Origin of the sequence: Undibacterium cyanobacteriorum (genome assembly GCF_031326225.1) — a bacterium.
In the GTDB taxonomy this organism is placed as follows: domain Bacteria; phylum Pseudomonadota; class Gammaproteobacteria; order Burkholderiales; family Burkholderiaceae_D; genus Undibacterium; species Undibacterium cyanobacteriorum.
This window is the reverse complement of sequence record NZ_CP133720.1, coordinates 1,780,896-1,800,695: the sequence shown is the minus strand read 5'-3', so window position 1 is coordinate 1,800,695 and position 19,800 is coordinate 1,780,896. Positions and strand designations below refer to the sequence as shown.

The following is a 19,800-nucleotide window of genomic DNA, read 5'->3' as shown; positions in this document are numbered from 1 at the left end:
ACCTCGATCCCATTTAGTGCGCTGCACTCGCAGCGGCACTGTTCGAAGGTTTTGCTTCTGCTGCCGCACTTGCGGATGCGCTTGCAGCAGCGTTAGGGGCCGCACCTGGCTGAGGCGTAGAGCCCAAGGGAACCGGTTTCACCGTCATACCTGGGTCATGCGCTTTGATAAAACCATCAACCAAAACGCGATCGCCCGATTGCAAGCCCTTGGTTACAACCCAGTCACCACGGGACCAACCATCAAGTTCCACTGGATGAGGTACTAGCTTATTGTCTGGACTCACACCAAACACCATCTTGCCCATCGGGCTATCGATCACCGCGCGTTGCGGTACCGCGATGGCAGTACTACGAGTTCCCCCCTGCAGGATGACGCGAACAAATTGTCCTGGACGTAGTGCACCGTCAGCATTCGGAATTTCTGCACGCGCTTCAAAGCCACCGGTATTGGTGTTGACCTTCTCGCTCGTAAAAATCATCTTGCCGAGTACCGGATGAAAACGACCATCAGCCAGTTTCAATTTCACTTCGAAAGGCAGACTGCCGTTATTGCCACGTTTTCCAGGCAGTTTCAGCTTACCATTCGCAACATCTGCATTCATTTTCAAGAAATCAGCTTCGGTCACACTGAAATTGACATAGATAGGGTCGGTTTGAACGATGGTCGTCAACAAACTATCGCTCGGCGTCACCAAACTACCATTCGGCTTGGCAGCGATACTCGTCACGCCCGAAATTGGTGCGACGACTTTGGTATAACTCAAATTCAGCTTAGCTTCGTTGACCTGAGCGCGTACTTGTTTCAAACTCGCTTCAGCCATTTCCAAGTTCGATTTAGCGTCATCAAATTCACGCTGACTGATAGCTTTCTCATTCGCCAAAGGTGCCAAACGGGCATACTCACGTTTAGCCTGATTCAGTTTGGCTTCCGCCACAGCAGCAGCAGCTTCCGCCGAAGCTAATTGCGTCTGATAACTACCCGGATCAATTTGAAATAAGACCTCACCTGCTTTGACTTTGGCACCTTCTTCGTAAAGTCTGCGCTCCAAAATACCAGAGATACGTGCTCTCACTTCCGTTTCTCGGATACCGGCAGTTTGCCCAACGTATTCATAATCAATCGGCAAATCATGGGCTTGCACGGTCACCACACTGACTTCCGGAGGAGGCATTGCACCTGGACCACCAGCACCAGTAGCACCTTGCTTGCCACAAGCAATTAAGACCATTGGCAATAAGGAAGCCAATCCTAGCGCCCCCAGCTTCGACCATCGAACACCATTAAAAGGGAGAAACTTTCCCACAGCTTGTTGACGCGATCTGATCACCATAGTTTCCTCACAAAAATAAAATTACATGTCGCCATTATATACATACACGAATGTTTGTATAGATCTTTTATGGAAAATTACGTAAAATCAAGGCGATGCGACTAATCCTCGCCTAAAGTTAAACAAAATATCAGTAGAAGATCGCAAGCAAAGAACTTCTCGCAGCGATAAAAATTTTCAATAAAACAATAAAGAAAAACGGATGTATTGCAATGCAATCGCTTAAGCAAAGGCCTCTTAGGCTCAGCTATCAATCGATTACAAAGGTTGCCAATGGGTGCAATGATGGTGAGAAAAACAAAAGAAGATACACAACAAACATATGATGCGCTTCTTGACGCGGCAGAGCGCATATTTTGTGAAAAAGGTGTCTCGAATACGACTCTAAACGATGTTGCTTGCGCCGCAGGCATGACGCGTGGCGCCATCTATTGGCATTTCAAAGATAAAAAAGAACTCTTTCACGCACTATGCGATCGCGCCTTTATGCCGATGGAGATTTTACTCAATGAAATCGCGAGCGCAAGTGTCGAAGACCCCATCGCTAGCATCAAGAAACTGTACGTCCATTTTATCGAACAAGCCAGCAGTAACTCCCGCCAGACACGCGTGTTTGACATCATCTTCCATCGTTGTGAAAAGACGGCAGAAATGGAAAGCTTTATTGAAGAGCGAGACGGGAAACGCGAATGTTTGCGCCAAGTGCAAAGTTTGTTTGATCAAGCAGTTAAACTCAATATCTTGCCGCCTGAAACGGATACTTGGATTGCCGTTCAAATCACGCATAGCTTCTTGATCGGCGTCGTACACGAGTGGTTGGTTGATCCAAAAGCCTATGATCTCGCGAGTTATGGTGAAGCGATGATCGATTGCGTGCTCGCCGGACTCATCGCCAAACCACCCCTACACAAGTAACAAGTGGGCTGGCTCGCTTAACCAGGCAACTTCAGGTCGAAACGTACCGCGAGCAAACGAAGTATCAGCGTCACCGCAACTCCACACAGTAAGGCTGGCAATTCTGCCACCTTGAGCAGTGCGAGACCAAGATAGACCCAACAACCTAGAAAGGCGCAGGTAGCGTAGAGTTGTCCGCGGCGGAAGACCATCGGGATTTCATTACAAATCATATCTCGCAAGACTCCACCAAAAATGCCTGTGATTACCCCCATCATGACGCACACAAACAAGGGCATCTGCATTTCATAGGCCAGCGAGGTGCCACCCACACTGAAAAGCCCCAAACCTAAGGCGTCCGCATAGACGATGACTTTTTCGGTCACCACTTGGCGCAACTGACGAAAAAATGGCGACACCAAAAGGCAAAATACAAAAATTAGCGTTGGGTATTCATAATTCTCAATCCAGAACAAGGGACGTCGATCCAGCAAAATGTCGCGCACCGTGCCGCCTCCAAAGGCCGTGATAAAGGCCACCGTAAAGACGCCAACCAAATCCATCTTCTTGCGTCTCGCCTCAACCAAGCCAGAACTTGCAAAGACGAACACACCAATCACTTCAATGACGTGGAGCACGCTACTCATATTGACGTGAATGGGACTAGACATCTCTTGCTCCAACAGGGTTTAACAAATAACTCAAAATTAAAAAAAGAACATCAAACCGTACATAAAACGAAACGAGGGATGACACCACTGAGGTTCGATCTCACTCCAAAGCAAAACGTGCACAACGAGAATTTTATTGTATAATCGCGGGCTTGGTTGAAAACAACCAAATCATATTAACCTGGCAAGTGATAGGCAATCGGGTCAAGAAGCAAGGCGACCGACGAAGTGCGTATTGGCTACCAAACATTTTTTGAGGCAAGCATGAAAGACGGTATCCACCCAAATTATCGCGAAGTGATGTTCCACGACGTTTCTAACGATTTCAAATTCATCACACGCTCTACTATCCAAACTAAAGATACAATCGAAGTTGATGGTAAAACTATGCCATTGGTAAAGATTGAGGTTTCTGCTGAATCCCATCCTTTCTACACTGGTAAGCACAAAATCGTTGATACTGCAGGTCGCGTTGACAAATTCCGTAAGAAGTTCGGTTCTGTTGGTTCTAAAACAGCCGTTTCTGCGCAATAATCGTTTCGACTTAAAAGACTTGATTCTGATGATTCAGGCCAAGTCAAAGAAAAACGCAACAGCAGTACAAATCGTACCCAAAAGTACGCAAAAAAAAGGCAGCTTCGGCTGCCTTTTTTGTATCATCAAGTTTTAACAAAAACGGATGCACTTTGGCTTTAGCAAGAACAATGAGAAGATACGAAAGCTAATCCATACTGCACAAGCAAAATCAAAAGAGCCTATGAAGCCTGTCCGTCTCCCCGCCGCTGCCACCATCGCCCTACCCCGCTGGGCAATCTTCGCCCTTTGCCTTCTCTATATTTTGCCTGGTCTGATTGGGCGCGATCCTTGGAAAGGCCCTGATGCCGCGAGCTTTGGTGTGATGTGGACGATGGCGCATGGTAGTTTGAATGATTGGTTATGGCCCCATATCGTAGGCCTACCGATGCCCGAAGAAGGTCCTTTGGCCTATTGGTTAGGCGCGATATGTATCAAGCTCTTCGGTGGCCTGATCGGCGATCCGATGGCCGCTCGCATCTCCACTGGCCTAGCCTTTCTGCTCGGCGCCATCTCCGTATGGTATGCCACCTATCTTCTTGGCCGACGCGCGGAAGCACAACCGTTGAAGCTACCCTTTGGCGGACAACCAGAGCCAAAAGATTTTGGACGCACACTCGCCGATGGCGCATTACTCTTTTATTTGGGCTGCTTAGGCTTACTAATTCCTAGCCACATGACGAGCGCTGGGCCACTGTATGTCGCCCTCATTGCCTACGCGATCTACCAAGCGGCACGTTTTTTTGAAGTGCCAAAACTGTTGACTGCGCTCAAACTCGGCATGGTACTAGGCCTACTCACACTCACACACGGCTGGGTCACGCCGATTGCGATGTTATTGACCTTGGTGAGTCTAGGACTGTATCGCCAACTCAAATGCGCCTTGCAATTGTTGATTGTGAGTGCACCAGTTGCCATCGGCATCGTCGGCGTATGGCTTTTCGCGCTTTACCAAATTCAGCCATTTCAAAGCACGCCATATATCGCCTGGATGGAATGGAATAAACAGCAACTTGCCATGCCCACGTTTGAAACCATTTCGCACTTTTTCAAATATGGGATTTGGTTCGCTTGGCCAGCATGGCCTTTTGCGGCTTGGGCTATTTACGCTTGGCGCAAACAAGAAAAGACTTTACACATCTCCTTGGCGTTGAGCCTCACTATCTGCTTCAGCATTCTCGCATTGTTGAAGCCAACACGCGAAGAAAGCTATCTCCTGCCTTTACTGCCTCCCTTGGCAATTCTCGCGGCCTTTGGTTTGCCGACCATGAAACGCTCGGCAATCAATGCAGTCGACTGGTTTGCAGTGATGGTGATGACGGGAGCCGCAGCCTTGTTCTGGCTGGCTTGGGTAGCGATGCAAATTGGATGGCCGGTAAAACTCAGTGAGCGCGTTTTGCGTTGGGCTCCAGGTTTCGTGCCTGAGTTCAATGCAGTCACTTTTATCATCGCCCTCCTCGTCAGTGCGGTCTGGTTTCGTATCGTCTATTGGCGCATCTCACGCCAACCCTCCGTGCTATGGCGCGCTGTCGTTCTTTCGACTGGCGGCGTCATCCTCGGCTGGTTCTTGCTCATGAGTTTGTGCCTCCCCTTGATCAATCATCGCGTTAGCTACTCCATCGTTGCGAAAGACATGGCAGGAAAAATTACCAAGCCGTATCGCTGCATCGACAGTAAGTTGGGGCCCGCTCAACGCGCATCGTTCGCCTATTTCAGCCAAGTGCACTTTGCTGGTTTCAATGAGCAAGATTGTGATCTACTCCTGACACAGGGTAATCGCAGCCGCGCCAAATCGAAAGTCATGACCGATCCAGATTTCCCCGGCAAATGGGAAATGATTTGGGAAGGCCAACGCGCCGCCGATAACGATGAGTTCTTCACTTTGTATAGAAAGCGCGAACAAACCAAGACTCAGCGCAAGGACACATCAGCCAATGTATCGGGCAGTGAAAAAAGCGAACTCGATACCACTGAGGATGGTAATCAAGCTTCGCGAAACTAATTTTTCGAACATCATCTAGACTCCTCAGCGTCGATCCGCGATATCTAAAGCGCTCGTTGATTGGTAGCACTTCCTTGATCTTGCGGCGGCCCTTCTAGGCACCCCTCGCATTCGTACAGGGCGCAACTTGATTGCTTGCGCCCTGGCCAGCTTCCACAATTTCCCCTAGCTCTCACATTGACAATCAAAGCGTTCATCACGAACGGGACGGCGCTTGGGCAAAAAATACAATGGACGGTACAATGAAACAGAGAAGGAATCCCTATCCATGCTTAGAGCACAAACAAAGAGCGCAAGCAAAAAGCGAAACACGAGCAGCTCTTTGAGTGCACTTCAAGATCCAACATTTCGATTTTTATGAGATGTAGAAGCGGACAAAGCCTAGCCCAAAGGTCAGCAAAGTAATGCAGAGAATTGACCCGCGTCCTATCGGGCATGGTCTTGTTGATAGACTGGGATGTTTCTGCTTAAGATTTAAGCAGAAGATAAGGGAACCATAAAATATAACAGTATTTTTGCCTACCCGCTTGCAAAAATCGGCGCACCCTGTCATAATTCTTCTTGTGCGTTGCCGAGATGGCGGAACTGGTAGACGCACTGGACTCAAAATCCAGCGCCGCAAGGCGTGCCGGTTCGATTCCGGCTCTCGGCACCAAAAGTATTTAAGCCTCTTGAGAAATCAAGAGGCTTTTTGCTTTCTAGCACCACTCTCTCGAAAAACACCTCTCGACATTTGTCATTCCCCTACTTTTGATAGATACTATTGCCATAGGGTAAAATTTTACTCAGCTATGGATTCTGTCATGTCTGCACAGATCTTTACCGCAATCTATCGAAGTGTAGTCGCCCCAAAGATACGCTGCAAAGTTTCCACCAAGGCTATTTACCCGATAGTTGCCCCGTAGTTGCCCCATCTATTCCTACATGGCTGTCACAAGAATAGGAATCGCGTTTTGAAGTTTAGGTTTGTCGTTGATTTTTACAGGAACTGTGAATCACTATGGCTAATCCCTTTATGAATTCTTACGCAGCGCCGATCTCATTTACCGATCGGAAAATTCTTGTTATCGACGATATGCCTGATATGCGCACCACGATGCGCAATCAAATGCAAGCCTTGGGCATCATCAACGTCAGCCTAGCCTCGAATGTTAAAGAGGCTCTCAATTTTATCTCTCAACGCACTTATGATGTCATCCTCTGCGACTACTACCTTGGTGGTTCGACGGATGGCCAACAATTTCTCGAATATCTCAGAAGCACAAATAAAATCAGTCGCGCCACCCTCTTCATCATGATCACTGCTGAGACCGGCTTTAATAGCGTGATCACCGCCGCGGAATGTTTACCCGACGACTATCTACTTAAGCCGTTCACCGGTGAAACCTTAAAAATCCGTCTGGAACGCCTACTCGAACGCAAAGCGCGCCTCGCCAATATCGATCGTTTGCAAGATAAGGGAGACTGGCCAGCCATCATCAAAGCGTGTGACGACATTATTGCTGTACGTGATAAATACATGGTGGATGCGATGCGCATCAAGGGAAATGCGCTATTGACTTTAAACCGCGTCGATGACGCCATCAAATTTTATCAAGATGCATTGAAGCTACGTGATATGCCATGGGCTAAATTGGGTTTAGCAAGAGCATTAAAGAGTCGAGGTGAAGGATCCCATGCGGGGCAAATTCTCGAAGGGATCATCCAAGATAATCCCAAACTTCTGGCGGCCTATGATTTGCTTGGAAAAATTCACACCGAAGCTGGTGATGCGCAAAAAGCGCTTAGTGTTCTCGACAACGCCTGCAAGATTGCCCCCCACTCTCTCGCTCGACAACGCTCCATCGCACATCTCGCCGAAGAAACTGGCGACTTTGCAAGAGTCGATAAAGCACTCAGCGTGGTCGTCAAACAAACCGAAAACTCGCCACTGCGTGACCCTGCAGATTTCGTTAAATTGACAAATGCATTAAACGAAACCGGTGAATTAGAACGCGCGGTAGGTGTCATCAAAAAAGCGAAAGAGAGCTTTAAGGAAAACGCCGAAGTTAAGTTATTCGCGGCCATTGAATCTGTAACTCAGCTCAAAGCTGGCAATTCCGAGGCAGCCCAAAAAGCATTGGCGATCGCACTCGACGACGATGAAACCAATCTGCCCGAAAGTACGCGCTTGAGTATTGCCAAAGCCTGCTTGGTCAATGGCAAGCAAGAAGAAGCGAAACACATGCTGCGAGCCATCGTACAAAACAATCCAGACTCGAATAAGTTACAGGCACAAATTTCAAGCATGTTTAAAGATCATGGTGGTGCCGAAGCTGCACGTGAACTAATAGAAAGTTCCGTCAAAGAAGTCATCGCCCTTAACAACAATGCCGTGCAAAAGGCCAAGGCAGGCGAATATGCCGAAGCGTCTCGGATGCTGACCGAGGCTGCGCTTCGCTTACCGAATAATTTGCAGGTCGTCTCCAATGCCTCGCTGTCGATCTTGATGGATATTTTCATGAATGGCTATGATGTGGCCAAAGCCTTGCAAGCCAAACAGTTCCAGGAAGCAGTCACTGCGCAAAATGCACACTACCCCAAGCTTGCAGAAATTGCCGCCTTTCAGCTAAAGATTCAACAAAAATATAAACAAGAATCTGTCACTTAAGCGTTTAAGACCTTGCGTATGGAAAATTCATCGATCACTATGAATGACAATGAAGCCGATCTGTTCGCAGACCTCGCTGCCCTGACGATTCATGACGTGAAGAATAGTCTCAATCAATTAGCCAACGATGCCTCGGCACGTGGCGATTTAAATGGCATGAAGATCGCCCTCCATGCATGTGAAGCACTCACTGGCCTGCTGTGCTTTTATCGTTCTGAGACACATCACTTACACTTGCAAATTGACGCCCATGATCCGAGTGAAATGTTGTGCGATCTCCTCGAAAACATTCCTCTCAGCCTGCGACAACAAAGCGGCTTGAAGTTCAGTATCGAAGTGGATGGTGCACCAGGCATTGCTTTTTACGATCGTAATTTGATTGAAATGGTACTCGCGAACGCGCTCCAAAATGCCATCCGTTTCGCCCGCTCGCAAGTCATAATCGGCGCCAAAGCCCAGCTCGATCGCCTAGAGTTTTTTGTGCACGATGATGGCCCTGGCTATCCGCAGGCGGTACTTGAAGAACGTGATGCCTATAGTCCCGTCACTCGCAATGGCACCGGACTCGGCTTGCGTTTGGCACATCGCGTGTTGTCCATGCACGAAAATAATGGCTTGCGCGGAGAGATACACTTATCAAATCGCAGCGGTGCCCACTTCCAACTATATCTACCTTAAGTTTTTCTTCTCGCGCTCAATCAGATGTCGATGAGATTCACGTCAGGTTCAAGCTTAAGTAATCTTCAATAGTTCGACAAGACGTGTCAGAGCATTTTGCGCTCCAGTCGCAATCGACACATCACGTGAACGAGCGACACCCGGCTCTCCCGGATTAATCCGAATCAGCGGCACATCTAGTGCAGCGCCGAAGCGACGTGCACTAGGAATCGCTGTACCGGCTCCAATTTCGATAACGATGGCACGCTGGCTGCGTGCGAACCAAGTGAGAAGACGATCTTGCGCCTGCTGATAACGATCACCTTCAAAATCCCAATCGCCAAACATTAAAATATTGGGGCGGGCCAATCCACCACACACTGGGCACACTGGCAATTCTGAGAGCAGCAAGCATTGTGCTTCATCAATCTCAGGTTCGAAACCCGTTGCTGGCCACGCCGGATTTCCACATTGGCGTGAGCATTGTAGGTAGTGAATCGAACCATGGCACTCGACCACATGTTCAGATGCAAAACCGGCCTTTTGAAACTGCCCGTCAACATTGCTCGTAAAATGTCGCATGCCTAAAGGTAGGGCTTTCGCAAGACGCAATAAATGGGAAAATCCGAGATGAGGTTGAACCTGACGATACAACTGTAGGCGATGCCCATAAAAGCCCCATGCTAAACGCGGATGCTGTCTGAAGGCTTGCGGATTGGCGATCTCAACAAAAGAGATGCCACGAGTTCCCAAGGCGGGATACGCGTTCCAGAATCCATTATCACCGCGAAAGTCAGGCAGACCAGAGTCGATGCCGATACCGGCGCCAGAGCAAACTAGAACAGCGTCCGCCTCCGCAATTAACTCAGCAGCGGCGTCTAAATTTTCTTGAATTTGATGTTGATGTTGAATTTGATTTTCGTCAGCAGGGATAGTCATTTTCTACCACTATCTATTCAATCAAAACCTCGCTTTATGCGGTACCATCAACAAGCCGTATAGAACACTATTTGATCGGTGCTTCAAGGTCTAACAACATCCATACCGGACAATTACTATGACCCGTGTTGCCGAGCGGGCGCTCCAAATAGCGGAATCCGAATTTTAGATATAGTGCTTGCGCCGCTGTCATATTCGGAAGCGTTTCGAGATAGCATTGAGTGTAAGCAAACTCCTTAGCCTGATCCAAACAAGCTTGCACGAGGCGCTGCCCAATCCCGAGACCACGACATTCCGGCGTCATGTACATTTTTTGAAGTTCACAAACATGTGAAGGCTCGCCTGGCAGAGGACCTAAGCCGCAGCCAGCAATGACCTTACCATCTATTTCAACGACAAAATACGCAGCACGAGGATCAGCTTGATAGTGCTGATACAAACCATCAAGCGAAGGATCAGAGTATGCGGAACCTTCTCTTGGCGCATCCAGTTCAACAAATACTGCGCGAATGATGGCTGCAATGGCAGCGTTGTCTTGTTCCTTAATCGGACGTAGTTGGTACTGTGGCTGCCTCGTCGTACTGACTTGCGAGGCTTCGTTCTGTTCTAATTGCAATGATTGCTCTACCATGGTGGCATTGATGGCATTTAATAAAGCGACCGCCCCTTTAGCCGGTTCGCTCGATCACAAAATTATTCAATCGCTTTCAAGATTGGAGAGGGCAAGCTTCCCCCTCCCCATTATCAAAACACACTAATGCACAGGAACATAATTGATAGGCATCCAAACGTAGGATTTGCCCTCGGCGCGGATCCGTCCAATGCCAGGGAAGGATAGATGTGTAGAACCGATCAAATAGCCTTCTTTGGCGGCCTCAGCGTATGCCTTCTTACGCTGCGCTTTAGCGGCCTTGCTATCGCTGTCGAAACCAATCGTGATATCAGGGTTTTCAAATTGCACCGCGGCCACGTGCATCAGATCGCCCCAGAAAATCATTTTCTGTCCTTTGCTTTCGGCCATGTAGGTCGAATGGCCTGGCGTATGTCCACGCGCAGCGATCGCACGTACACCTGGCACCAATTCTGTATCACCATCAAAAGTCTTAAATTTACCAGCTTTCACATAAGCATTCAGCGACGCCATCGCACCTTGAAAGCCACCTTTAGCATCTGCTGGTGCCTTGTCCATATTGGCTTGGCTCAACCAATGATCTGCATCATGTTGATCAGCACGAATGGTCGCATTTGGAAAGGCCATTTGATCACCCACCATCAAACCACCGACGTGATCGCCATGCATATGCGTAATGTAAATTTCGTCGACTTGATCTGCTGTAAATCCCGCTGCCTTCAAACTAGCCTGGAAACGTCCTAAAGTTGGACCAAACAAAGCACCCGCACCCGTATCAATCAAGACCAACTTGCTGCCAGTATTAATCAAATAAGCATTTACGGACGTTTGCAAAGGTGAACTCAAATGATTCTTTGCTAAAGTCTTCAAAGTTTTTTCAGGGGTCGTATTGGTCAGTAATTTATCAACTGGCAAGGCCACTGTACCATCCGAGATCGCAGTGATTTCGAAATCACCCAACATCACACGATAGTAACCAGGCGCCACGGCCTTGCTCATCGGTGCGCCTGCCTCTGCCATACCACTCACGCCGAGACTAACAACACCCAAGGCGATAGCCGTTAAGGGGGCTGCAATTGATTTCACACTATGCTGAGCAAAACGCGTCAACGAAAAAACATTAGATTTCATCTTTTTATTTCCCTTAAATGTGATCGATGTTGATAGACAGTGGTTGCTCAATCGAGCGACAAAAAATACGCTTCCATTCTACAAATAATATGAACGAGTTTGCCTCGACATCTACTTAGTGTCGTTAAAAAACGTACATGATGCGAGGCTTAAAGCAACTTTCCATCATTAAACAGCAAGCATGGACTTCTTTGCTGTACTCATGGATCACGCATTATGACTTTATTTTATTTTTTTTGCTGCCACGACAAGAAAATGTCACTGGTCGGCACCACCATATCGGAGATGTGAACAGAAAAACATTTCATTTATTTGAAATTTCAACCATATTGGATAGAAGATCCGCCGTAGATGCTTATTAAGCTTTTTAGCGCACTCAATTGCGACGTTCAGTTGCGACCTTAATTTGCAACTGTGAGCTATCCGCCCCCCATATTTTCGTGTGAGAATTTGCCATGACGCTTCCATCCATCAACTCGAATTTGAACGCTTTTGACAAGCTCTATAGTACAAAATCGACCGAAAGCACGGCAGCGTCCTCGACTGTCGCGAAACTTTCAAGTATTGACAACAACGTCAGTAACAACACGATTCAAAATCCCGCCGCAACAGGCAGCGGCAACAAGCTCAATAGCGCGATTCAGCAAGCCTTAGTACAACTCAATGCGGGACGTGATATCTCGGCTTTTTTCAATAGCGACGAAGGGCAAGACGCAAACAACAATTTTACCAGCAACATCTTGTCGCAGCTTCCGGGCCTCAATCAAGGGAATGATGGTGCCAGCACAAACACAAACACACCAATTAAACTCGATCCCAATAGCACCAGCATTCAGCTACAGTTTTCAATACAAAAATTAATCACCCAGCTCGATAGTGGTAACAACGCCAGTGCAGCCGCAGGATTGGGTACTTTGCAGGAAAGCTTTAATACCTTGATTAGCAAAAGTGGCGGCGAGCCGAGTTCACAAAACTTGCAATCTTTTCTGAAACTCGTCGCGGTGAATGTACAAGGAAGTACCTCACTGGGTAGCATATTCAGTACGAGTGCCTGAACGCCTGAACGCCTGAACGCCTAGATAGTCGCATACGTCAATCTGAGCGAGCCATACCTTGACGTACAGCCCGCTGACACCCGTGCTATGCGACATCGGCTGTGCCAGATATCGCAAACGATTAATTACCAAATAAGCTCTTCAATAAGTCTGAGGGCTTGGTTTTCTTTTCTTCCTTTTGTGGCTTCTGTTTATTGCCCACATCGCCCATGCCACCTAGCATGGAAGTGAAGGTCGCCTTATTACGTAACTTAAGTTGCCAATCCGGTTCCCAAGCAATTTTCGGATCACTGGGTCGTGGTGGATACGCCATGTAATGTTCAGAACCATAGGCGATCATGCGTAACATGCCGTTGCCTTTATCGCCAAAAATTCCCTTTGGTACTTCGCACTTACTTGTGCTTGGTGGCAAGATGACTTTCTCGTTCACCCAATTGTCGATGTCTTTATTGCTTTGATAGTCGATCAGCCCAAAACCAAAATCGGGCAACTCGCTCGAGGTCCAGATCACGACTTCTGAACCATCATCGGCACCACGTTCCTTGCCTTCCATCCCGCCCATCACAGCGATGAAGTAACCGCGCGCTTGAGCGAGCTGTTTCCATTCAAGCGTGACGCCACCATCGTGCTTAGTCTGCATCAATTCAATGGCGGGCATGAGGTCATGGTTTGGTCCCAATTCAAACTTAAATGATTCGGGAATGCCGTTTCCTACAAATCGATGCGTACCGACGAGTGAAGCGGCGTCCGGGACTTTTCTATCATCTTGCTTATTGGGCCAAGCCGGATGTCCTGGCTCTGATCGCGCGCCTTTACTTGTCTTACCGCGCATCACGAAAAATTTCGCATAGTCTTCGATACTCGCAGTGGCCATATCGAGTACCCGTGGCTGTCCTGGGCGAACCGTCTCGCCGCATCCCCAGTATAAAGACATCTTCCCTTTCGGCTTCTCATACTTTGGTTCATAGGGCGTTTCGTCAATCTCACGTACCACTGGCTTACTTTTTTCCGGTTCTGGCGCGGTCAGCGTCCAACTTTCACCAAGAAGCATCGCTGGAGGCAGATTTTGGTTTGCACTACTGAGAGAGGGATTGAGCGATGTATGTACCGAAACATCTAAGAGTTTTCCCATACCAAATCCCATCGCGCGTGTACTTCCAAAGTAATTCCCGCGATCATTCGGAGTGACAGAACCTTTCACCATGCCTTTCAATGCACCAAATAATCCGCCACCTTCTTGGCCGCCCTGCATTGCCGCGCCCATCATATTCATGCCAGGCATATCGCTACTGCTGGTGGCAGCATCGATGTAAGCATAAGCAATCGGTGGTTTGACGACTTGCACTATCGGTGCAGGGCTAGCCTCGACTTTTGTGGCTGCTGGTTTATTCGTGTTCTTTGATTTCGAGGAGGATTGAGCCTGCGCATGTGAAGCAAAGCCGACCAGGCCCATTGCGCACAGTGCCGCTGTTACTGCATTAACTTGTCGCTTCTTCATAGTGCACTCCGTTTCGAGATGGAATACGACCGATCATAGCCGAAATTAGACAGCCACTTAGTGCTTCGATAGCAAGATGGTGGGTTCGATACAACGGATCAAGCACCATTTGGAAGACCAACAAATACGCTCACTATCATCTCGATAGCGCCGCCCCATTTAAAAAAAGCAAATTAAGAAATGCAAACGGAGTTCTGGCAGGCAAGCATCAGACCAGCACGAGCGCAAGAAAAGTCAAGGCGAATTCATTGACCTGGGACAAAGACGATAGCGCCATTGATGATTACCATCTCGACCATGAAAACCATGGACCTCGTGGCCCCGGCTGGCAGTTTATTGGCGCTGAAGACCGCCATCAAACAGGGCGCGGATGCCGTATATCTCGGCCTACGCAATGCCACCAATGCGCGCAATTTCGGCGGGCTCAACTTTAGCGAAACAGATATTCGCGTCGGTGTTGACTATGCTCACCAGCATGGCAAACAGGTTTTGTTTGCGATCAATACCTATCCCCAAGCTAGTTCAGCCCAGGAATGGCGCACCGCTGTCGATACCGCCGTCTTATTTGGTGCCGATGCAGTGATTTTGGCGGACCCTGGCTTGATGGCATACGCACGCGATCGCTACCCAGAACTACGCTTGCACCTCTCCGTGCAAAATTCCGCCACCACCGTTGACGCAATCGAATTGATGCGCGAACAATTCGGCATCCGCCGAGCCGTGTTACCTCGCGTACTCACACTGGCAGAAATCGAAAAGATCATTCGCCAAACTAGCGTCGAAATCGAAGTCTTTGGTTTCGGCAGTTTATGTGTGATGGTCGAAGGCCGATGCCTCTTATCCAGCTATGTCACAGGCGACTCCCCGAATAATCGCGGCGTCTGTTCACCGGCGCATGCCGTCAGCTGGGAAGAAAAAGATCAGGTGCTTTCTGCACGTTTAAGTGGCAATCTCATCGACCAGTATGCGCCAAACGAAGCTGCGGCATATCCAACCTTGTGCAAAGGTCGCTTTGAGGTTGATGGCGAGATCGACTATGCACTTGAAGAACCCACCAGTTTGAATGCACTTGGCCTGCTGCCGCAACTACTCAGCATGGGTGTGCGAGCGCTCAAAGTGGAAGGACGCCAACGCAGCCCTAACTATGTTGGCCAAGTGGTCGCAACCTTACGTAACGCCCTCGACGCTGCACAACGCGACCCTGTTCGTTACTCCGCCCGCCCCGATTGGCAAGCGGCACTCGCCCGCCATGCGGAGGGAGCTCAAGTAACACAAGGTGCATTTGAGCGTCCCTGGAAATAAGGCCCAATCTCGCACCACTATTCGAACAAAAATAAGCCCCTAGGAAAGATTATGAAATCACTCAGCATCGCCCTAGCACCACTCGCCTACTACTGGTCCCGTGATACAAGCCTGCAGTTTTATGCAGACGCGATGGAGTGGCCTATCGATACTATTTATTTCGGCGAAGTCGTCTGTTCGCGTCGACACCAATTGCGTCTTGCCGATTGGATTAGCCTGGCCAAAGAATGTCAGCTGGCGGGCAAAGAAGTGGTGCTATCAACTTTAACCTTGATCGATAGCGAGGTTGATCGACGCCATATGCACAAACTCATCGATGCTGCTTACGAAAATGGATTTAAAGTGGAGGCTAATGATTTCAGTGCCGTTCGCACCATTCATGGGCTAGGCCAAACATTTGTCGCTGGGCCGCATCTGAATATCTATCACGAGGGTACCTTGACTTGGCTTCAAAGCCTTGGTGCGTGTCGCTACATTCCTCCCGTCGAATTGCCGCGCGAAGAACTCCAAGTCTTGCAAGCACAAAAACCCGAAGCGATGCAAACCGAAGTGCAGGTGTGGGGGCGGATGGCGCTCGCCTATTCATCACGCTGCTTCACGGCTCGACGTCATCGCCTGCGCAAGGATTGCTGCGAGTTCAGTTGCGAACAATATCCGGATGGGCTGGCGCTCAAAACCCGCGAGCACAGCGACTTTCTCACCATCAATGGTATCCAAACTCAAAGTGCTCATTGTCTCGATTTAGGTGAATATCTGCCCGACATGCTGGATATGGGTATCGACTACGTCCGTTTGCAACCGCAATCACAAGGTATGGCTGAGGTCGTCCATGCCTTTGATGAAGCGCGCCGCCATCAGCAACGTGCCCAGGTCAATGAAGCATATCTGCCACCGAACGCTGAGCGTAGCAATGGCTACTGGTTAGGCAAAGCCGGCATGCGCTGGGACGCCATCCCCATTCACGCCATTTCAATGTAAGCGCTAACGAAGAGCGAAACAAGAATAAATAGAAGTCAAACAAAAAATCCTGACAAAAGCACACAACACTATGAATCCCAGCACAAGCGCTAAACTCGGCGACTTTCTATTCCCCTCCTTCTTTGCGGACATTGGTCAAAAATTCCCACGTCGCCTCAGCCATACGCCCTTCTTGATTGCACTCGATATCGCCAGGAAAAAGGGCTTCTTGGAAGCCCCAGAAGTTCTATACGGAAAACAGTTCGCTTTGCATATTACCGATCTCGGACTTGATCTTCATTTCGCATGTGATCAAGGACACTTCAAACAATCCTCGGCAGCATCAGCAGATCTTCATTTATATGCCAGTGCTATGAGTTTTTTGAAACTCGCCTCGGGCGCTGAGGATGCCGACAGCCTTTTCTTTCGCCGTCAACTCAGAATGGAAGGTGATACGGAACTTGGGATCGCAGTCAAGTATTGGATCGATGCCAACGAGAGGCCGCTGTGGTTGCAAAAAATCGCAGAAAAAATCTAGCGACCAGTTTCCCTTCAGCTTCTCAAGTTCTTACAACGGTCGCCACTACCGCAAGCGACGTATTGCGCAATCACCAAAAGAAAAAATCCCATCAGCTCGGTACAGGTGATGGGATTTTTAATTTGAAAAATTACTGTTGTTGATCGCGCTTTGCTTCTTCTTCGAGATTGCGCAAAAAATAGCGGATAAAGAATACTGCCATGCCGATCACAAAAAGAATGACCGCGAGACTCATTAGACCGTAATCGGTCGACAGCAAACCAGACAACAATTTCATCGATTTCTCCTTAGTAGAATGGGATCACCTCTTTATGCAGTTCTACTGACCACCTGAGTGGTGAGTCGTAGATCCTGCATCAAGAACCACTATAGGAAAAAGTGCTAGAACGAACTTGATATGTGTCAAACAGATGTACACCGTCCGTCGATGGTACAGAAACAATACCGAATCAATACTGGATCTGCACTGACTTCAATTACATCTGCAGCGCTTGTCCTTCATCCGCAATAGCAGATTAGGACATAGCAGATTACGACATAGCCGATTACGACATCGCCGAAAAATTTATTGAAATCCGAGTCGTTTGACTCCACTCAAGATCACTACAACGTCGCTCGTCGCCACTGAGAATGCGGTGCCGGGAGCGAGTGCATCTTCCGCGCGTTCATACTGACCTTGATTAATCAATTCCCCTACTTGTCCCGCAACGCGATGAAAGCGCGCATGTTTCTCAACCAGTTCAGTAAAACTGAGACGACTACCTAAGCGTTGTCCATCGCCATAGATCCATTTTCCAAGTGCGCAGCAATCATCGCGAGATAAAGCTTCCACATCGACATGCTCACCGCTTTCGATCGCATCACGCAATTTAACTTTCCACTGACGATGTCCATCGATGATACCGTCGACATCGATCCCTTCGACTTTTTCAGCCACTGTTTGTCCTGGCAAACGGAATTCATCGACTTGTGCGGCTAAACGCACCGCCACATCACGTTGTGAACGAGCCGCTTCCGCCGTCTCCTCTACCAAACTCGCATTCGCTTGTGTATTTCGATCGAGTTCGCTCACAGCCTCGCCTATCTGCGAGACACCAATACTTTGTTCACGTGCACCGCTAGCGACTTCATCTAACAGATGTTTGATACGGTCCGCATTTTCAACAATCGCGACCATCGCTGCGCCTGCGTCTTTTACAATCGTCGTTCCGGTCGTGATTTGTTGACTGCTATTGGTAATCAAGTCTTTAATTTCCTTCGCAGCATTGGCACTGCGGCCTGCCAAGGCACGTACTTCCGATGCGACCACGGCAAAACCGCGCCCCTGTTCGCCCGCTCTGGCCGCCTCCACCGCCGCGTTCAATGCCAAAATATTGGTTTGAAAAGCGATGCCATCGATCACGCTAATGATGTCGCTAATCTTACGAGAAGAATCCTGAATCTCTTCCATCGTACTCACCACATTGGCCATGACAGCACCACCCTTCGATGCCGTTTGTGCGTTTTCCACGGCAATTAAAGAAGCTTGGCGCACCGACTCCGCCGTCATTTTGACGGTAGAACTTGTTTGTTCGAGTGCAGCCGATGATTCCTCAAGTGCGCTTGCGGCTGATTCCGTACGCGCAGACAAATCTTGTGTTCCACTCGCAATTTCCATACTCGATTGAACGACATGATCACTTGCTTGCTTCACTTGAAATACCGTGTCCCGTAAAGCGCTCTGCATGTGGGCAAGCTCTTTCATTAAGCCTGCCATCTCATCTTTACCAAGTCCCTGAATATCGCTCCTTAAATCTCCCATTGAAATACTAATCAATTGACGACGAAGTTTCTTGAAGCCACCAATCATCGAACGATAGAGGCCCATGAATAAGTACGATGCAATCAGCACTCCCATGATCGAAATTGCGAGGTTGATCCACAGATGCCGCAGAATACTTGTTCGTCTTGCGCTCAACATAAGATCCAATACGCTAAGGTTCTTCTGGACTTGCGCAAACTGTGTCTCTATCGTCTGGTTAGCAGAAGACAAAAACTGACTTAGATCAAGACTTACTTCGTTTTGACCGACAGAGAAGTCCCGCCTAATTCTCTGCATAAAGAGCGAAGTCGCTTCCGGAGCTTGGGTCATCATAAGCGCATAAAAATCGGGAGCGTCCTGCTGAACTTTACTGAGATCCCTCTGGACCAATGCTAATTCATGCTCAAGCACAGCAAGACGAGCCTGAATTTGCTCTCGATTTTGCGCCGAAACTTGACCACTAGTGATTGCATTACGCCCCAAGCTACGTAACTCGGTCGTATTCTGAATGATTTGTGGGCCTCTCATCAAAGCAGCACTCATCAGATAATATGATTTCAGATCAGGATCTAGGGCCAAGCCTGAACTATCCGCCGTATGATCCAATAATTGCACCAGCGATTGAAATAAATCAAGATGCACCTTAATAACCTGACCGTCATTACCATTAGAACTCTGAGCCAGCTCATTATGCTCTTTCACTTTTTCAATTAGTGCCGATGTACCAAGCTGTTTGGCAAAACGAGCATCCAAGCCTTCCACGGCCTTGAGAGCATCAGAAAATTGCTGCTTTGCATTGTTCAGTTGTTCGATATGAATCGCCCCATCGGGTGAACTTCCACCTCGCAACTCATATCGCCATTTCGCCGCCTGCTCCATACCGTGAAATACAGCAGCAGCATATTGCACACCTATTCGCTCCTTCTCGACGAACTGCATTTCCTCTTCTGCCTTAATAACTATCGTCCCAAACATCCATAATAGTGGCAACAAAAAGGCGAGCGAAATCAAACTCATCTTCATCGGGAATTTAAGTTGTCGCATCAAAGCTGAAGCTGGCGACCAAAAACGTGCATGCGTGAAGATATAAATAAGTTTTTTCATTTCTCGCTCTACTTTCTCTCATCCTCGAATTGCAGAAACAAAGGACTTCGTTTCACCAAGATTT

The 19,800-nt window shown here is 48.5% G+C and carries 17 protein-coding genes and 1 tRNA gene; 10 read left to right on the top strand and 8 right to left on the bottom strand.

Annotated features, from left to right (window positions below; translation table 11 throughout):
- Positions 1–13 precede the first annotated feature (13 nt).
- Complete coding sequence (locus tag RF679_RS07435; protein WP_309483584.1) at positions 14–1,333, bottom strand: efflux RND transporter periplasmic adaptor subunit; 1,320 nt, start codon at positions 1,331–1,333, stop codon at positions 14–16.
- Positions 1,334–1,615: 282 nt separating this feature from the next.
- On the opposite strand from RF679_RS07435, the gene RF679_RS07430 reads away from it, so the two are divergent.
- A complete protein-coding gene (locus RF679_RS07430; RefSeq protein WP_309483583.1) occupies positions 1,616–2,248 on the top strand; it encodes a TetR family transcriptional regulator in 633 nt (210 codons plus the stop codon).
- A gap of 17 nt (positions 2,249–2,265) precedes the next feature.
- Here the strand turns inward: RF679_RS07430 and RF679_RS07425 are convergent, their stop codons facing one another.
- Positions 2,266–2,898 carry a trimeric intracellular cation channel family protein gene (locus RF679_RS07425; protein ID WP_309483582.1) on the bottom strand — a complete coding sequence of 211 codons (633 nt, stop codon included), beginning with the start codon at positions 2,896–2,898 and terminating at the stop codon, positions 2,266–2,268.
- A gap of 264 nt (positions 2,899–3,162) precedes the next feature.
- Here RF679_RS07425 and RF679_RS07420 point away from each other — a divergent pair, with 264 nt between their 5' ends.
- From RF679_RS07420 to RF679_RS07400, 5 genes are all read left to right on the top strand, one after another.
- On the top strand, positions 3,163–3,432 hold the full coding sequence (locus tag RF679_RS07420) for a type B 50S ribosomal protein L31 (protein ID WP_309483581.1): 270 nt from the start codon (positions 3,163–3,165) through the stop codon (positions 3,430–3,432).
- 223 nt (positions 3,433–3,655) lie between these two features.
- Positions 3,656–5,473, top strand: coding sequence for an ArnT family glycosyltransferase (locus tag RF679_RS07415; RefSeq protein ID WP_309483580.1), 1,818 nt, complete (start codon positions 3,656–3,658; stop codon positions 5,471–5,473).
- 570 nt (positions 5,474–6,043) lie between these two features.
- A tRNA-Leu gene (locus RF679_RS07410) sits at positions 6,044–6,128 on the top strand.
- A 345-nt stretch (positions 6,129–6,473) separates the two neighbouring features.
- The gene (locus tag RF679_RS07405) at positions 6,474–8,123 is read left to right on the top strand and encodes a response regulator (RefSeq protein WP_309483579.1); all 1,650 of its coding nucleotides are present in this window, start codon (positions 6,474–6,476) and stop codon (positions 8,121–8,123) included.
- A gap of 18 nt (positions 8,124–8,141) precedes the next feature.
- A complete protein-coding gene (locus RF679_RS07400) occupies positions 8,142–8,801 on the top strand; it encodes a sensor histidine kinase (RefSeq protein WP_309483578.1) in 660 nt (219 codons plus the stop codon).
- Positions 8,802–8,855: 54 nt separating this feature from the next.
- Here the strand turns inward: RF679_RS07400 and RF679_RS07395 are convergent, their stop codons facing one another.
- The 3 genes from RF679_RS07395 to RF679_RS07385 form a co-directional block, all read right to left on the bottom strand.
- Positions 8,856–9,719, bottom strand: coding sequence for an SIR2 family NAD-dependent protein deacylase (locus tag RF679_RS07395; protein ID WP_309483577.1), 864 nt, complete (start codon positions 9,717–9,719; stop codon positions 8,856–8,858).
- A 67-nt stretch (positions 9,720–9,786) separates the two neighbouring features.
- Positions 9,787–10,350, bottom strand: coding sequence for a GNAT family N-acetyltransferase (locus tag RF679_RS07390; RefSeq protein ID WP_309483576.1), 564 nt, complete (start codon positions 10,348–10,350; stop codon positions 9,787–9,789).
- 123 nt (positions 10,351–10,473) lie between these two features.
- Positions 10,474–11,370, bottom strand: a complete 897-nt coding sequence (locus tag RF679_RS07385; protein ID WP_309483982.1) for an MBL fold metallo-hydrolase — start codon at positions 11,368–11,370, stop codon at positions 10,474–10,476.
- Positions 11,371–11,936: 566 nt separating this feature from the next.
- On the opposite strand from RF679_RS07385, the gene RF679_RS07380 reads away from it, so the two are divergent.
- On the top strand, positions 11,937–12,536 hold the full coding sequence (locus tag RF679_RS07380; RefSeq protein ID WP_309483575.1) for a hypothetical protein: 600 nt from the start codon (positions 11,937–11,939) through the stop codon (positions 12,534–12,536).
- 121 nt (positions 12,537–12,657) lie between these two features.
- Here the strand turns inward: RF679_RS07380 and RF679_RS07375 are convergent, their stop codons facing one another.
- The gene (locus tag RF679_RS07375) at positions 12,658–14,034 is read right to left on the bottom strand and encodes a hypothetical protein (RefSeq protein WP_309483574.1); all 1,377 of its coding nucleotides are present in this window, start codon (positions 14,032–14,034) and stop codon (positions 12,658–12,660) included.
- 279 nt (positions 14,035–14,313) lie between these two features.
- On the opposite strand from RF679_RS07375, the gene ubiU reads away from it, so the two are divergent.
- The 3 genes from ubiU to ubiT all read left to right on the top strand — a co-directional run bounded on the left by ubiU (position 14,314) and on the right by ubiT (position 16,831).
- On the top strand, positions 14,314–15,336 hold the full coding sequence (gene ubiU, locus RF679_RS07370; protein WP_309483573.1) for a ubiquinone anaerobic biosynthesis protein UbiU: 1,023 nt from the start codon (positions 14,314–14,316) through the stop codon (positions 15,334–15,336).
- Between the two features lie 51 nt (positions 15,337–15,387).
- A complete protein-coding gene (locus RF679_RS07365) occupies positions 15,388–16,314 on the top strand; it encodes a U32 family peptidase (RefSeq protein ID WP_309483572.1) in 927 nt (308 codons plus the stop codon).
- Positions 16,315–16,384: 70 nt separating this feature from the next.
- Complete coding sequence (gene ubiT, locus RF679_RS07360) at positions 16,385–16,831, top strand: ubiquinone anaerobic biosynthesis accessory factor UbiT (RefSeq protein ID WP_309483571.1); 447 nt, start codon at positions 16,385–16,387, stop codon at positions 16,829–16,831.
- A 130-nt stretch (positions 16,832–16,961) separates the two neighbouring features.
- Here ubiT and RF679_RS07355 read toward each other — a convergent pair whose 3' ends face one another.
- On the bottom strand, positions 16,962–17,108 hold the full coding sequence (locus RF679_RS07355) for a DUF3149 domain-containing protein (RefSeq protein ID WP_309483570.1): 147 nt from the start codon (positions 17,106–17,108) through the stop codon (positions 16,962–16,964).
- A 288-nt stretch (positions 17,109–17,396) separates the two neighbouring features.
- Positions 17,397–19,736, bottom strand: coding sequence for a methyl-accepting chemotaxis protein (locus RF679_RS07350; RefSeq protein ID WP_309483569.1), 2,340 nt, complete (start codon positions 19,734–19,736; stop codon positions 17,397–17,399).
- Positions 19,737–19,800 lie beyond the last annotated feature (64 nt).

What these genes read in the sequence shown, in the direction of transcription:
- ubiT (WP_309483571.1), top strand. Translation starts at nt 16,385, where the DNA reads ATGAATCCCAGCACAAGCGCTAAACTCGGCGACTTTCTATTCCCCTCC.
- RF679_RS07375 (WP_309483574.1), bottom strand. Translation starts at nt 14,034, where the DNA reads ATGAAGAAGCGACAAGTTAATGCAGTAACAGCGGCACTGTGCGCAATG.
- RF679_RS07420 (WP_309483581.1), top strand. Translation starts at nt 3,163, where the DNA reads ATGAAAGACGGTATCCACCCAAATTATCGCGAAGTGATGTTCCACGAC.
- RF679_RS07405 (WP_309483579.1), top strand. Translation starts at nt 6,474, where the DNA reads ATGGCTAATCCCTTTATGAATTCTTACGCAGCGCCGATCTCATTTACC.
- RF679_RS07385 (WP_309483982.1), bottom strand. Translation starts at nt 11,370, where the DNA reads ATGGCAGAGGCAGGCGCACCGATGAGCAAGGCCGTGGCGCCTGGTTAC.
- RF679_RS07350 (WP_309483569.1), bottom strand. Translation starts at nt 19,736, where the DNA reads ATGAAAAAACTTATTTATATCTTCACGCATGCACGTTTTTGGTCGCCA.
- RF679_RS07435 (WP_309483584.1), bottom strand. Translation starts at nt 1,333, where the DNA reads ATGGTGATCAGATCGCGTCAACAAGCTGTGGGAAAGTTTCTCCCTTTT.
- RF679_RS07400 (WP_309483578.1), top strand. Translation starts at nt 8,142, where the DNA reads ATGGAAAATTCATCGATCACTATGAATGACAATGAAGCCGATCTGTTC.
- RF679_RS07355 (WP_309483570.1), bottom strand. Translation starts at nt 17,108, where the DNA reads ATGAAATTGTTGTCTGGTTTGCTGTCGACCGATTACGGTCTAATGAGT.
- RF679_RS07380 (WP_309483575.1), top strand. Translation starts at nt 11,937, where the DNA reads ATGACGCTTCCATCCATCAACTCGAATTTGAACGCTTTTGACAAGCTC.
- ubiU (WP_309483573.1), top strand. Translation starts at nt 14,314, where the DNA reads ATGATTACCATCTCGACCATGAAAACCATGGACCTCGTGGCCCCGGCT.
- RF679_RS07425 (WP_309483582.1), bottom strand. Translation starts at nt 2,898, where the DNA reads ATGTCTAGTCCCATTCACGTCAATATGAGTAGCGTGCTCCACGTCATT.
- RF679_RS07415 (WP_309483580.1), top strand. Translation starts at nt 3,656, where the DNA reads ATGAAGCCTGTCCGTCTCCCCGCCGCTGCCACCATCGCCCTACCCCGC.
- RF679_RS07390 (WP_309483576.1), bottom strand. Translation starts at nt 10,350, where the DNA reads ATGGTAGAGCAATCATTGCAATTAGAACAGAACGAAGCCTCGCAAGTC.
- RF679_RS07365 (WP_309483572.1), top strand. Translation starts at nt 15,388, where the DNA reads ATGAAATCACTCAGCATCGCCCTAGCACCACTCGCCTACTACTGGTCC.
- RF679_RS07395 (WP_309483577.1), bottom strand. Translation starts at nt 9,719, where the DNA reads ATGACTATCCCTGCTGACGAAAATCAAATTCAACATCAACATCAAATT.
- RF679_RS07430 (WP_309483583.1), top strand. Translation starts at nt 1,616, where the DNA reads ATGATGGTGAGAAAAACAAAAGAAGATACACAACAAACATATGATGCG.